At 54.4% G+C, this 14,435-nt stretch carries 11 protein-coding genes; 5 read left to right on the top strand and 6 right to left on the bottom strand.

The window, feature by feature from the left end; all coding sequences use genetic code 11:
• Window positions 1-9 precede the first annotated feature (9 nt).
• A complete protein-coding gene (yedA, locus tag QE396_RS02575) occupies window positions 10-924 on the top strand; it encodes a drug/metabolite exporter YedA (RefSeq protein ID WP_020883329.1) in 915 nt (304 codons plus the stop codon).
• On the opposite strand, the gene QE396_RS02570 is transcribed toward yedA, so the two are convergent.
• The 3 genes from QE396_RS02570 to QE396_RS02560 all read right to left on the bottom strand — a co-directional run bounded on the left by QE396_RS02570 (window position 896) and on the right by QE396_RS02560 (window position 3,546).
• Window positions 896-1,387 carry a very short patch repair endonuclease gene (locus tag QE396_RS02570; RefSeq protein WP_020883328.1) on the bottom strand — a complete coding sequence of 164 codons (492 nt, stop codon included), beginning with the start codon at window positions 1,385-1,387 and terminating at the stop codon, window positions 896-898. The genes yedA and QE396_RS02570 overlap by 29 nt on opposite strands.
• On the bottom strand, window positions 1,368-2,783 hold the full coding sequence (locus QE396_RS02565; protein WP_020883327.1) for a DNA cytosine methyltransferase: 1,416 nt from the start codon (window positions 2,781-2,783) through the stop codon (window positions 1,368-1,370). The genes QE396_RS02570 and QE396_RS02565 overlap by 20 nt, the downstream gene beginning before the upstream one ends.
• 61 nt (window positions 2,784-2,844) lie before the next feature.
• Complete coding sequence (locus QE396_RS02560; protein ID WP_020883326.1) at window positions 2,845-3,546, bottom strand: phosphohydrolase; 702 nt, start codon at window positions 3,544-3,546, stop codon at window positions 2,845-2,847.
• 351 nt (window positions 3,547-3,897) lie between these two features.
• On the opposite strand from QE396_RS02560, the gene ompC reads away from it, so the two are divergent.
• Complete coding sequence (ompC, locus tag QE396_RS02555; RefSeq protein WP_020883325.1) at window positions 3,898-5,064, top strand: porin OmpC; 1,167 nt, start codon at window positions 3,898-3,900, stop codon at window positions 5,062-5,064.
• 57 nt (window positions 5,065-5,121) lie between these two features.
• Here ompC and QE396_RS02550 read toward each other — a convergent pair whose 3' ends face one another.
• Window positions 5,122-5,985 (bottom strand): N-acetylmuramic acid 6-phosphate etherase, encoded by an 864-nt coding sequence (locus QE396_RS02550; RefSeq protein ID WP_020883324.1) that lies wholly within the window; start codon window positions 5,983-5,985, stop codon window positions 5,122-5,124.
• A gap of 164 nt (window positions 5,986-6,149) precedes the next feature.
• On the opposite strand from QE396_RS02550, the gene QE396_RS02545 reads away from it, so the two are divergent.
• A complete protein-coding gene (locus QE396_RS02545) occupies window positions 6,150-7,766 on the top strand; it encodes a sensor histidine kinase (RefSeq protein WP_020883323.1) in 1,617 nt (538 codons plus the stop codon).
• Window positions 7,763-8,482 carry a two-component system response regulator DcuR gene (gene dcuR / locus QE396_RS02540; protein ID WP_020883322.1) on the top strand — a complete coding sequence of 240 codons (720 nt, stop codon included), beginning with the start codon at window positions 7,763-7,765 and terminating at the stop codon, window positions 8,480-8,482. Before QE396_RS02545 ends, dcuR begins: the two co-directional genes overlap by 4 nt.
• On the opposite strand, the gene QE396_RS02535 is transcribed toward dcuR, so the two are convergent.
• Both QE396_RS02535 and QE396_RS02530 read right to left on the bottom strand, forming a co-directional pair.
• Complete coding sequence (locus QE396_RS02535; protein WP_020883321.1) at window positions 8,463-9,425, bottom strand: FAD:protein FMN transferase; 963 nt, start codon at window positions 9,423-9,425, stop codon at window positions 8,463-8,465. The genes dcuR and QE396_RS02535 overlap by 20 nt on opposite strands.
• Window positions 9,426-9,490: 65 nt before the next feature.
• Window positions 9,491-12,271: a flavocytochrome c gene (locus QE396_RS02530; protein WP_014170755.1), complete on the bottom strand. Its 2,781-nt coding sequence runs from the start codon at window positions 12,269-12,271 to the stop codon at window positions 9,491-9,493.
• 612 nt (window positions 12,272-12,883) lie between these two features.
• Here QE396_RS02530 and QE396_RS02525 point away from each other — a divergent pair.
• Window positions 12,884-14,392: an anion permease gene (locus QE396_RS02525; RefSeq protein WP_072126457.1), complete on the top strand. Its 1,509-nt coding sequence runs from the start codon at window positions 12,884-12,886 to the stop codon at window positions 14,390-14,392.
• The last annotated feature ends 43 nt before the right edge of the window (window positions 14,393-14,435 follow it).

The following is a 14,435-nucleotide window of genomic DNA, read 5'->3' as shown; positions in this document are numbered from 1 at the left end:
CGAGGGATTATGCGTTTCCGGCAACTGCTACCGCTCATTGGGGCACTTTTTTCGCTGTATATCATCTGGGGTTCCACCTACTTTGTCATTCGTATCGGCGTGGAGAGCTGGCCGCCGCTCATGATGGCGGGCGTACGCTTTCTCTCGGCGGGCGTGTTACTGATGGCCTTTCTGCTGTTACGGGGCCATAAGTTGCCTCCGCTTCGCCCGATGCTCAATGCCGCCCTGATTGGCCTGCTGCTACTGGCCATAGGGAATGGGTTTGTGACGGTCGCCGAGCACCAGAACGTGCCGTCCGGAATTGCCGCCGTCGTGGTCGCGACCGTCCCGCTGTTTACCCTGTGCTTTAGCCGTCTTTTCGGCATCCGCACCCGCAAGCTCGAATGGGTAGGGATTGGGATCGGGCTTGCCGGGATCATCCTGCTCAACAGCGGCGGTAACCTGAGCGGAAATCCGTGGGGCGCAGTGATTATCCTGATCGGCTCCATGAGCTGGGCATTTGGGTCGGTATACGGTTCACGAATTGAGCTACCGACCGGCATGATGGCGGGCGCGATTGAGATGCTCGCGGCGGGAATTGTGCTGCTGATTGCCTCAACGCTGACGGGCGAAAAACTGACAGCCATGCCGGACCTTTCGGGCTTCCTGGCCGTGGGTTACCTGGCTCTATTTGGCTCTGTCATCGCCATTAACGCCTATATGTTCTTGATCCGCAATGTCTCGCCGGCGATCGCGACCAGCTACGCTTACGTGAACCCGGTGGTTGCCGTACTGCTGGGCACCAGCTTTGCGGGCGAAACGTTATCTCCGGTGGAATGGCTGGCGCTGGGCGTGATTGTCTTTGCCGTTGTGCTGGTAACGCTGGGGAAATATTTGCTTCCTGCGAAGCCGGTTGTTACGCCGTGTGAGGTGGAGAAACCGTAAGCGGGTGAATACCCTGGGTGTCGATCTGCGCGGCCTGCCCGCCGCCGCAGATCCACTCTTCCAGCCGTTCTGTCAGGTCGGCATCGGTACGTCTTAATCTGCCGCGCAGCGCGCACTCCCAGACAATCAACACCCGCCAGCCCTGCGCGAGAAGCGTGCTAAGGTCACGGTTGTCCCGCGCAACGTTCTTGCCAATCTTCTCCAGCCAGAAATCCGTACGCGTCGCGGGAACCTTAAACAGGTAGCAGTCGTGGTGATGCCAGAAACAGCCGTGGGTAAAGATGATGCATTGATACGCATCGATAACGAAATCCGGACGGCCCGCAAGCGCGGCATCCTGCACGCGGAAATCAAACCCCGCCTCGGTCAGCAGCCCGGCTAGCCGCTTTTCAATGGCGGTATCACGCGTGCCGATGGCACGCATGTTTTTACTGCGCGTCGCCTTATTGTGAACATCCGTCATTGACGGCCTCACTCTCACGTAACGCCACGGCCTGTCTGATGCGGGAGGCCAGCAGTTTTGCCACCGCCGCAAACGCGGGAACGACCACCGAGTTACCAAACTGCCGATAAGCCTGGGTGTCCGACACCGGAATGCGGAAGGTGTACCCCTGCGGGGTCTCAAACCCCATCAGCCGAGCGCATTCACGCGGCGTTAAGCGGCGCGGACGGTGACGCTGGTTATCGGGATCGTCAAAATCTTTCTCCCCCAGCGCTTTATCCCAGCCCCGGTCGATCAGGATCTCTGCGCCATCTTTATAGTAGCGAGCGGACAACGTGCGCGTCACACAGTGCGGATCGTTCGGATTAACCATCCCGAAGCCAAAACCGTTGCCTTTGGCCTGGTGTTTTTTCGCATAGCGGTAGAGGTATTTCCACAGCACCGGGGTGAGGATAAATTTCGCGTCGACGACTGGTTCCAGCAGGTCGGCCACGGTTGGGCGACGCGCAGGATATAAAGAGGGAATATCCCGCAGGGTAAAATCCCCCTTCAGGTTGAGGTCGCGGCGAAAACCAACCAGCACAATGCGTTCGCGGTGCTGCGGCAGGAAATGCTTACCGTCGATGATTTTCGGGTCATCCGCGCCCATATGCTGAGCGTCCGCTACGTCATACCCCAGCTCATCGAGCGTTTGCATGATAATGCGGAAGGTCTTCCCGCCGTCATGGCTCTTGAGATTCTTGACGTTCTCCAGCACGAAAATCGCCGGACGACGGGCATCGATAATGCGGACAACATCAAAGAACAGCGTGCCTTGCGTATCGCAGGCAAAACCGTGGGCGCGTCCGAGGGCATTCTTTTTCGACACGCCGGCCAGCGAGAAAGGCTGGCACGGGAAGCCCGCCAGCAGGACATCATGGGCCGGAATTGACTGGCGAATGTGCTCAGCCGCCTCTTCATCACTCACGCCGATTTTGTGGCTCAGCGTAACATCACGGATATCGGCGTTGAAACGGTGTTCATGGGGATCGCAGTACCAGTTGGCTTTGTAGGTACGGACCGCATGTTTGTTCCACTCGCTGGTAAACACACACTGCCCGCCAATGGCCTCAAACCCGTGTCGAATGCCGCCAATGCCGGCAAACAGATCGATAAAACGGAAGGCATAGTTCGGGTGCGCGGCTGAAGGACGCGGAAGCAGGTTTTGCAGATAACGAAACTCGCCCTCACTCAGACGCTGCCCTGCCCGCTCGCTGGTCAGCAGTCTCTTCAGGATTGCCGGGCTCCAGTGGCTCTCACCGTGCGCCACCAGCTGATTCGCCAGCGTTTTAGCATCATAGATATCCAGCAGCTGGCGCAATAAAGCCTGCACCGTTGCCGTTGATTTCTCAGCCTGCTCTGGCGCGGGCTCACTCACTGATCGATTTTCCTGCATTCTTTTAACCGGAGAATAAAGACTGGAAACAGATTACCACAGTTCACTCGCTCAAACTGCGACGGAAGCGGCTCAACACCTGGCTATCCAGCCCCAGGCAGTCGCCCTGTAATTCGGCACTTAATTTCGCCATAAACTGGATGAGAAAATCGGCGTTGTGTTGCGCAAGTTCGCGCCCCACGTCTGTGTGCATTGTATCAGGCAAGCGCAGCAGCTTGGTCTGAAAATGGTCGAGGGCAAAGGCGCGATCATTAAGGGTGCGCGCGTCGGCAAACGGGTCTTCAGCGTTAAAGAGCGCCACGCCCAGCGCCCCCGATACCGCAAAGACGCGCGCAAGACCAATAGCACCAAGCGCTTCCAGCCGGTCAGCATCCTGAACAATTTTGGCTTCAAGACTGTGCGGCGCGATACCGGCGCTAAAACTGTGCGCTTCAATGGCATGCTCCACGGCCGCATAGCGTTCAGAGGAGAAATCCGGAAAATCGCGACGCAGAATGTCGAGCGTCTTGCTGGCCGCCAGACGTGATGACTGGCTGCGTTGGGGATGGTTTTTCGGCAGGCTGACAATGTCATGGAAATAACAGGCGGTCAGTACCACCAGTGAATCGACCGCCTGGTTCGCCATGATTTTTTGCGCCGTCATCCAGACACGACGAAAGTGCGAAATATCATGCGCGGCGTCGTGGGTCGCGTGGTTTTCATCGAGCCAACGCTCAAAGCGAGACTGCCACTGCGTAAGTTCCATCATCACGTCCTGTTGTTAAAACGGCTACAATAGCAACTTTCCCCGCCGCTATCACGGCTGTCCTGACAGGGACGCGTATACCCTGCATTCCCGAGGAAATATATTTAATATCAATTGGAGATATTAAATAATACCGCCGCTAAATACTTAATGATAATTTATTTCTATATATCCTAAACTCTAATTCACCAGAAAAATAAAGCGACAGATAGAAATATTTTGCAATATTTCTACGATTTTAATTACATTTATTTTTGAACCAAAATGACATTGCGTAGAATAGTATCAATTCTGTAATGACAGAGAGTGATTACATATATTCATATTAATTATCTTTAAAGGGAATATATAATGAAAAGAAAAGTTCTGGCAATTCTCGTACCCGCATTATTAATGGCTGGCGCAGCACATGCAGCTGAAATGTATAACAAAAACGGCAATAAAGTTGATCTGTACGGTAAGATCGATGCGCGTCATACCTTCTCTGACCACCCCGGGGATGATGGCGATGAAACCTATGTACAAATTGGTTTCAAAGGCGAAACACAAATCACTAACGATGTTATTGGTTATGGCCAGTGGGAATATAAAACCTACGCTAATAATACCGAAAGTGCCGGTGATACTTCATTTAACCGTCTGGCGTACGCTGGCCTGAAATATGGCGAATACGGTTCATTCGATTACGGTCGTAATTACGGCGTCGTGTATGATGTTGAAGCCTGGACCGATATGCTGCCCGTATTTGGGGGCGATTCTTATACCTGGACCGACAACTTCATGGTCGGCCGTGCAAACGGCGTGGCGACCTACCGTAATGCCGATTTCTTCGGCCTGGTTGAGGGTCTGAACTTTGCGCTGCAGTATCAGGGGGCAAACGAAGGTCAGGACGCAACAGAAGATCAGGAAGGGACCAAGAACGGTCATAACGACGTGCGTTTCCAGAACGGTGACGGCTTCGGTATGTCCACTAGCTATGATTTCTCCGGCGATCTGTCTGGCCTGACCTTAGGCGCGGCCTACTCCTCTTCTGATCGTACCAATGAGCAGGAAGCGAAGGGTATACAAGACAGCGCACGTTTCGCCGGCGGTAAGACTGCGGAAGTGTGGACCGTTGGCGCGAAATATGATGCCAACAGCGTTTATCTGGCGATGATGTATGCGCAAACCCGTAATATGACGCCATATGGCGATACCGGGATTGCGGATGAGACGCAGAACTTTGAAGCCGTGGCACAATACCAGTTCGACTTCGGCCTGCGTCCGTCCCTGGCATGGGTTTACTCCAAAGGCAAGGACATGACTTATCCTGGCAATGCGGGTAACCCACAGGGCCAGCATGGCGACATGGATCTGGTTAACTATATCGACGTCGGCATGACCTACAACTTTAACAAAAACTTCTCCACCTATGTTGATTACAAAATCAACATGCTGGACAACGACGAAAGCTTCTACGAAGCAAACGGCATCTCTACAGATGACATCGTTGGCGTAGGTATGACGTACCAGTTCTAACTTCCCACTATGATAAAAGCCCGCATCGCGGGCTTTTTTTTATTCAACAGAGAAATGTTACGGAGCTTCCTGCAGTGCCAGACGAATAAAGCCGTTATTCTGCGCCAGCAGTTCATGCGCCTTCCAGGCATCCAGCCCTGTCAGCACCATCAGCACCGCTGTTTTACAGTTATGGTTGCAGCTCTCCAGCGCGGCTTTCGCCGCTGACCGGGTGCATCCCCCCGCTTCCATGACGATGGCAATTTGCCGTTCAGACCATTTGGTGTTGCTGGCGTCCAGATCCACGCGCAGGTTGCTGAACACGCGTCCGGTTCGAACCGCCAGGCCGGTGGTTATCATGGTCAGGATCATTTTTTGTGCGATCCCGGCTTTGGTATTGATATAACCCGCGATCGCGTCCGCGCCAAGCTCCGGGGCAATCACCATGCTCGCCAGCTGCGCGGCTTCACTTTGCGCGTCATCCGTAATAGCCGCGACCGGGGAACCCAACGACCACGCATGGCGCATCGCGCCCCAGACCCACGGTGTTTTTCCGCTGACGGTGACCGCCAGCATCATATCCTGTTCACCAAATTTGATGGCCTGCAGGTCGGCGACACCGCGCTCGTAGCTGCCCGCCTCCTCTCCCGCCGTTATGGCGATCACAGGCGTTTTTCCCGGGGCATACTCATCGGCTGCCTGCTGCGCGACACGGCCTGACGGGCCGGCGCCAACAATGACCAGACGACCACCGTGACTCAGGGTCGCAGCGGCGTTATCCACCACGCGGGCGATCGTTGTTAAACATGGGGTTATTGCAGCGGAGATGAGGGCATCATCCTGGTGAATGACTTTCAGCATGTCCAGCGTGGACAATCTATCGATATTCATCGTGCTGGCGTGCCGTCTTTCCTTGACCGAACCGGTAAGCGTAATGCTCATAAACAACCTCCTTATTATGAGTACCCCTACACTATAAAGTGTTTTAGACAGGTGACCTGCGAGGAGGGTCACGAAAAGAGGACCGAATCCATGCCTTTACATGGCTTTAAGAAACGCGCGTCATCGGCGATAATTACCCCTTTCTTAATCATCGCGGAGTTTTGATGAGCGATTTGCAGCCCTTCCCCCTGACGCGCAAGCGCCCCATGAAACTGAACACCCTGGTCACGTTAATGGTGTGCGCGATTATCGGTTCTGTGCTGCTGTTGGTATTTGCGCTCTATTCCGTCCAAATCACCCGCGCCACCCGCGATGATGTTAAGGATACGGCCCTTGGGATCGCGCGAACGCTGGCCGACAGTCCCGAAATTCAACGCGGTCTGATGCAGGCTCCCCAGGCGGATATTATTCAGCCCATCGCCCAGGCGGTCACCAGGCGCAACGACCTGCTCTTCACCGTGGTCACCGACATGCGCGGTATTCGTTACTCGCACCCGAACGAAGCCCTGCTAGGTCTGCACTTTATCGGCGATGACCTGACGCCCGCGCTGGAAGGAAAGGAACATGTCGCCGTTAACCGGGGTGCCCTCGCGGAAGCGCTTCGCGTCTTTACTCCCGTCTTTGATAGCCAGCACGAGCAGATCGGCGTGGTGGTGGTCGGTATCTCCCTTAAAAAAGTGGAAGATCAGATTGCCCGTGGGCGGCTTAACGCCGTCTGGACCATATTATTCAGTATATTGATGAGCTCGCTGGCCATCTGGGGTCTGGTTCGCGTGCTCAAACGTATCCTGTTCGGCCTTGAGCCGTATGAGATCTCTGCGCTGTTCGAACAGCGGCAGGCGATGCTGCAGTCGCTTCGCGAAGGGGTACTGGCCGTGGATATTCAGGGTCGGGTGACGATGATTAACCACACCGCCAGAGAAATATTGCTTCTGCCTTCCGGCAAACAGACCGAAAATGCCAGTGCTCCCCTGCTGGCAAGCCTGCGGGAAGTCTCGAAGAGCGGCATTGCACGCAAGGATCAGGAGATCAGCTGCAACGGGCGACTCTTGCTGTGCAACATGGTGCCTGTTAAAAGCCAGGAGCGGGTTATTGGTGCCATCACCACTTTTCGCGATAAAACGGAAATCAGCCAGCTGATGCAGCGTATCGATGGCATGGTCAATTATGTCGATGCCCTGCGCTCCCATACGCACGAGTTTATGAACAAACTGCACGTGATCCTCGGTCTGCTGCATATGAAGCGCTACGACAAACTTGAAGAGTACATCATCCAGACGGCGCATAATTATCAGACCGATATTGGTACCATTCAAAGCAAAGTTAAATCTCCGGTGATAGCCGGGTTCCTGCTGGGTAAAATCAACCGGGCTAAGGAAGCAGGGATCGCCCTGACGCTGGCCGATGAGTGCCAGATACCGGATACCGCCAACGAAGAGCAGGTTGCGGTACTGATTACCGTGCTGGGTAACCTCATTGAAAACGCGCTCGACGCGATGGAAGGACAGCAGGAAGGCGAAATTGGCCTGCTTCTACATTATCAGAATGGCTGGCTCAGTTGCGAAGTCAGCGACGATGGCCCCGGTATTGATCCGGCTCAGCTCGAGGCTGTTTTTACAAAGGGCTTCTCAACCAAAGGCGAAAATCGCGGCGTTGGGCTGTTCCTTGCTCGTCAGCAGATCCAGAACCTGGGCGGAGACATTACCGTCGAGTCTGAGCCTGGTGTATTTACCCAATTTTTTGTTCACATCCCCTGGGATAGCGAGAGGAATATCGCGTGATAAATGTGTTAATTGTCGATGATGACGCCATGGTGGCCGACCTCAACCGTCTGTATGTCAACCGTGTTGAAGGCTTTAGCTGCTGCGGCGTCGCCTCCACGCTCAACCAGGCCAGGGCCATCATTAACGACCCCGGCCAGCCTGTCGATCTGGTGCTGCTGGATGTCTATATGCAGCAGGATAACGGGCTGGATCTCCTTCCCGTCATCCGTGCCTCAGGCCGGCCGATTGATGTCATTATGATCTCCTCCGCCGCCGATGCCGCCACCATCCAGACCTCCATCCATTACGGTGTGGTGGATTATCTGATTAAACCGTTCCAGTTCCCGCGTTTTGAAGAGGCGCTGAACGGCTGGAAGGCAAAGCACAGCCTGATGGGATCGCATCAGTACTATGAGCAGGCCGACGTCGACAGATTGATCCACGGCGGTGCGCCGGAACTGGCGGACAGTAAAAAACTGCCGAAAGGGTTAACGCCGCAAACGCTGCGTACGATTTGTCAGTGGATTGATGCGCACCCGGAGACGGAGTTTTCCACCGATGATCTGGCAAACGCGGTTAATATCTCGCGCGTGTCCTGTCGCAAATACCTGATCTGGCTGGCGCAAATTAACATTCTGTTCACCAGCATTCACTACGGTGCCACCGGGCGGCCGGTGTATCGCTATCGCCTGCAGCCCGAGCAGACGGCACTGCTCAAGCAGTACTGTCAGTAACGCGGTAGCTGTTATCCAGCAAGGTAAAGCGGAAGTGGTGCGCTGAAGAGAGCACCACTTCTTTTGTTTTGGTCACGAAGATTGCCTCAATGTCGGGTCGTGCACGCAGCGCTGAACAGCCTTTACTGACGCCCATGCCGTACATCAGCGTGGTCCAGATATCACCATCAATGGAGTTTTTCGAAATGATGGTGACGCTGTCCAGTTCGTTATCCAGCGGATAGCCGGTGCGCGGGTCAAGTATGTGGTGATAACGCCTGCCGTTCTGCTCAAAAAAGCGTTCGTAGGTACCCGATGTCACCACCGACATGTTCTCTACGGTCATCGTACCGATCAGCGCCTCCCCGGCGAACGGTTTTTTGAGCCCCACGCTCCAGCCCCCTTCTGGTGAACCCAGCGTCTGGATATTACCGCCAAGATTTATAAGCCCCAGTTGAGCCCCCTCTTTACGCAGGTAATCGCGCACTCTGTCGGCGATATAGCCTTTGGCGATGGCCCCCAGATCAATCTCCATGCCCGCCCGGGTCAGGAACACGCTGCTGCTGGCCTCATCAAGGACCACATCCTCAGGATGGGTAATGGCGAGCAACGACGCGATTTCATCGGCAGGCGGAACGCTATCTCCCCGAAAACCGATTTTCCAGCGTTTCACCAGCGGGCCGATGGCCAGGTTAAATGCGCTGTCCTTGAGCTGGCTTGCCGCTTTCGCACAGCGGATAAGCTCAAAAACCGGGCGACTGACGGTGACAGGATGCAGACCGGCAGCATGGTTGATATCCATCACCTGCGAGCTGGCACGGTTGACGGTCAGCAGGTCTTCATACTGTTTAATCAGTCTAAAAACGCGAGAAGCGAGGGCTTCATCATGAGAGAAAAGCTTCAGGAGAATGGGCGATCCCATCATAACGGCGGAGTAACTGTAGACGCGGTGGTCAGAAGACATGGTGCAAGCTCCCTGGTTGAAATGCCGGATACACGGCGCGTATCCGGCATGCCCTTACGGCTGACTTACGCCCTTTTCGCGCGCATCGCCGCCTGATGTCCGGCAAGCGTACCAAAAATAATGATATCTGCCACCGCGTTACCCCCGATGCGGTTACCACCGTGGATACCACCGACCACTTCACCGGCCGCAAATGCCCCTGGCAGCACGTTGTGGTTGCTGTCCAGTACGCAGGTTTCGGTGTTAATGGTCACACCGCCCATGGTGTGGTGCACGCCCGGCGCAATCTGAATGGCATAGAATGGCCCTTCGTTGATTGGTGCACGCAGCGCGGTCGTACGGCCAAAATCGTCATCGTGCTGTTTTTCAACAAAGCCGTTGTAACGCTCCAGGGTCGCCAGGAAGGCGTGATAATCCATACCCAGGGCTTCAGCCAGCGCTTTAGGTGAGCTGGCGCTGGTGACAAACCCTTTGGCGATGTACTCATCTGCCGCTTTGTTTTTGGCGCGGACATGCTCATCAAAGACGATGTAAGCGTATTTCTCCGGCAGGGCGATAATCTGTGCAGAGACTTTATCGCGGGTTTCCATCTCGTTGAAGAAACGGTTCCCCTGCTGGTTCACCAGAATCGCCCCGCCACCGCGGATGGATTCGGAAATCAGGTACGAAGTTTTCTGCTCAACGGTTGGGTGGATCTGGATTTCACCCATATCGACCGTACCGGCGCCAATACGCTCCAGCAGCGCGATACCGCCCCCTGTCGCCCCTTTGTGGTTGGTGGTCACGAAACCTTCCAGGTCAGGACGGTACTTCACCACCATCTGGCTATTGGCGCTGAAACCGCCGGTAGCCACAATGACGCTTTTGGTTGCTACGGTAAGGGTTTCGTTTTCTTCCGTGGTCAGACGTACGCCGGTGACTTCGCCGTTCTCGAAGAGAATGTCGCTGACCGACGTATCGAGCATGACCTCGATGTTGCGTTTGTTGACGTTACGCACCAGGCCGCTAATCAGATAGCCGCCCACCGCAGAACCGTCTTTTGGACGGTGAGTACGGTCGATGCTCATCCCGCCGGTGGTGGTGATGTCGTTGAGCATAATGCCGCGGGTCGCCAGCCACTCGATCGCCTGTGGGGCATTTTCAACAAAGCGGCGCAACAGTTCCGGGTTGTTCTTGTTTTTACCGCCTTTCAGGCTTTCCTGATAGAACAGCTCTTTGCTGTCCTGAATCCCTTTCACCCGCTGGAAGCGTGTTTCCGCGGCGTTCATCCCCGCAGACGCTTTAATGGTGTTACCGCCGATGGAGGGCATTTTCTCGACAATCAGCACGCTTGCGCCTTCGTCATGCGCCTGGATTGCTGCGGCCAGACCCGCGCCACCGCTACCGACCACCACAACGTCAACGCTTCGGGTCTCGTTCGGGTCGACACCCTCTTCGGCTGCCAGCGCTTTGCTGGATTTCAGCATGGCTTTAGACACCGCTTTTTTGACCGCTTCACTCTGGCTGGTTGCACCGGTAATGGCATCCACGTGCGGGGTGTTTGCATCCAGAATACGGGTGCGGATCTCTTCGAAGCTGGTGACAAACTCAACGTCCTGGGTCGGGCCAGAAGCCAGTTCAATGTCGGCGATGCGGTCGGTCTCCAGGCTGACGTTAATCACCAGTTCATTGCTATCGTCCCGAACATTTTCAATAAACATGCCCGGTTTAAATTTCGATTCACCCATGCTCATATCGCGGATCATCGCCTCCACCAGCGAGAAACGCCACAGCGGCTCAGGGATGCTTAGCGCTTCGCGTCGGGTGCTGTCCATAAACAGTTCCAGCGTTTCTCCCGCCGCGATGCGGTCTGTCCAGTCTGGATAGGCGATGGTGGCGCGGCCTACGGCGATAAGATCGTAGCCATGTTCCAGCGCCTCGTTCGCATCCGCGGCATTGACCACGCCACCGACGCCCATGACCGGCACCTGCGCCAGCGTGTCAGAACGCATTGCGCGGTATTTTTCGATAAGCGGGGTCGGATCCTGCGTGTCGACAATAGAAGGACGCAGGGTTGCGCCAACAGAGAAGTGCAGATAATCCACACCGCGCGCGGCCAGCTTTTCCAGCAGGTACATGGTGTCTTCAAAGCGGATGCCCGGCTCTTCCAGCTCTTCAGGGGAGAAGCGATAGCCGATGATAAAGGCGTCATCGGCGTACTGGCGCACCATTTTATGGGTGATGTCGAGCACGGCCAGCGGGAATTTCGCGCGGTTATCGCGGCTGCCACCCCACTCGTCGTCACGCTGGTTAGAGTTTGGAGAGTAGAACTGCTGAATCAAATAGGTGTTGGCCCCATGGATTTCAACGCCATCGAAACCCGCCTGAATCGCACGGCGTACTGCTTCACCGAACTTACCAATCATCCCTTCGACTTCTTCCCCCGTCAGGGCAACCGGCGTGGCGGCGCCGTCACGTGGCGCGGCAACGGCACTTGGCCCCACCGGCGTGCGGCCACCGATCAGTTTCGGATCAACCATGCGGCCGCCGTGGTAGATCTGCAGCAGCGCTTTAGAGCCTTTGGACTTAATCGCCTCAGCGATCTTCGCCAGCCCGGCGATTTTCTCGTCGTTATCAATGCCAATCGCACCCGGGAAGGCGAGACCGAGATCGTCAACAAAGCAGCACTCAACAATAATGGTACCAATACTGCCTGAGCGGGCGCGATAGTACTCAACCAGCTCGCTGGTCACCGTACCGTCGTAATAACCGGTACAGGTCGTCATAGGGGCCATTAACAAACGGTTTTTCAGTTCGGTACCATTCGGTAATGTGAAGGGGCTTAGAATACGTTCGTTAGTGCTCATAATAGAAACTCCAAACTTTAAAATTAAGAATTCGTTATCGGGCTCAGTTTTATTTCGATTTTTTTATTCCGATGTCATAATACTAATATAATGATTTTTTTAGTTTCTAAAGCTATTACGTTAGTTAAAAAACTATTTAATCCCTTCAATAACATTAATAACACATTGGTGTTAGCAATATTAATTACTCCATTCACAATCCTTTAAACACTGTTAACGTATCAATGACCTTTTTACGATCCCAAGAGACAAAAACAAACCATTAAAAACAAAGAGTTATATGAAAATGGTTATTTGAAATGTTAACAACATTGAGTAAAATCCATATCAAAATAAATAATACCCACATACGCCAGAGTGGTTATTATCAGTTGAACAAAAACACCACCGCAACTCTATTTTTTTGATCGCGATCAAGCATCGAGACAGTCAAAGGCGCAATATATAAATATCATCAATTTTTAATTTAGCGCATCAAAAATGCGTTAAGTCGCTATTACTTAAATAGCAAATGCGCACCTTTGGTAACTAAAGAAAATAAAAACAAACTAAAGAAATCAAATGAATATTTCAGCGCATAACCGAATTCCTGACAACTTAAGACGCGAAACTATGAATACAAAAACTGCTGTAACGCCCCCTGTGGCGAGTCAAGCATCCAACGGAAAGGCAAAACGTCTGCTAATGATGGCATTGCCCATTGTCGTTGCCGTGCTGTTACTGTTTGTTCCGGTCCCGGAAGGGCTTCCTCCTTACGCGTGGCACTACTTCGCTATCTTTGTCGGCGTGATTGTCGGTTTGATCTTCGAACCGCTGCCAGGCGCGGTCATTGGCCTGACCGGCGTCGTGGCGATTGCGCTCTGCAGCCAGTGGGTGTTGTTCAGCCCGGAACAATTGGCCGACCCGAAATTCAAACTGGCGGGTGCCTCCTTTAAATGGGCCGTGAGCGGTTTTGGTAACTCTACCGTATGGCTGATTTTCGGTGCCTTCATGTTTGCCGCAGGCTATGACAAAACCCGCTTCGGCCGCCGTCTGGCGCTGATTCTGGTGAAATATCTGGGTCGTCGCAGCCTGACGCTCGGTTACGCTATCACCTTCGCGGACCTGCTGCTGGCACCGTTTACACCTTCCAACACCGCGCGTAGCGGCGGGACCATCTATCCGATTATCGCTAACCTGCCGCCGCTGTATGGTTCAAAACCGAACGATCCAAGCGCGCGTAAAATTGGTTCTTACCTGATGTGGGTGGCGATCACCGCGGCCTGTATTACCAGCTCAATGTTCCTGTCTGCCCTCGCGCCGAACCTGCTGGCGCTGGCGCTGGTGAAAAGCACCGTGGGGATCGACATCTCCTGGGGCACCTGGTTTATCGCATTCCTGCCGCTGGGCGTGCTGCTGATTCTGACCATGCCGCTGCTGGCCTACTGGTTCTACCCGCCTGAAGTTAAAGTGAACAACGAAGTGCCACTGTGGGCGACCCGTGAACTGGAAAAACTGGGCAAACTGTCCCGTAACGAAATCCTGCTGCTGATTTTCGTCTGCTGCGCGCTGCTGATGTGGATCTTCGCCGCCGCGTGGATTGAACCGGCAATGGCTGCACTGTTAATCGTGGGTCTGATGCTGTGGACCGGGGTGCTGGAGTGGAACGATATCACCGGGAATAAAGCCGCCTGGAACACCTTCGTCTGGTTCGCCACCCTGGTTGCGCTGGCGGATGGCCTCTCCTCCACGGGCTTCATTAGCTGGCTGGGTAAAGAAGGCGGTCTGCTGATGAGCGGTATCTCGCCGGGTGTTGCCACCATCGTACTGCTGCTGGCGTTCTACCTGCTGCACTACCTGTTTGCCAGCACCACCGCACACACCACGGCGCTGCTGCCAGCGATGCTGACCATCGCCTCTACCATTCCTGGCATGAATATGGAGGTGTTCGTCCTGCTGATGGTGACCTCCCTGGGTGTCATGGGGATTATCACCCCTTACGGTACCGGCCCTAGCCCTATCTACTACGGTAGCGGCTACCTGCCAACCAAAGACTACTGGCGCCTCGGCACCATCTTTGGTGCCATCTTCCTGGCGGCCCTGCTGCTGATTGGTTATCCGTGGATGTCCATGATGTTCTGATCCCTGACCGCCGGGCTACCTCTCCGGCGGTTTTATTTTTTTG

This window comes from Enterobacter sp. SORGH_AS_0287 (assembly GCF_031453695.1).
GTDB classification, from domain to species: domain Bacteria; phylum Pseudomonadota; class Gammaproteobacteria; order Enterobacterales; family Enterobacteriaceae; genus Enterobacter; species Enterobacter ludwigii.
Note: the sequence above shows the minus strand (reverse complement) of the source record. Positions and strands in the feature narration are given on the sequence as shown.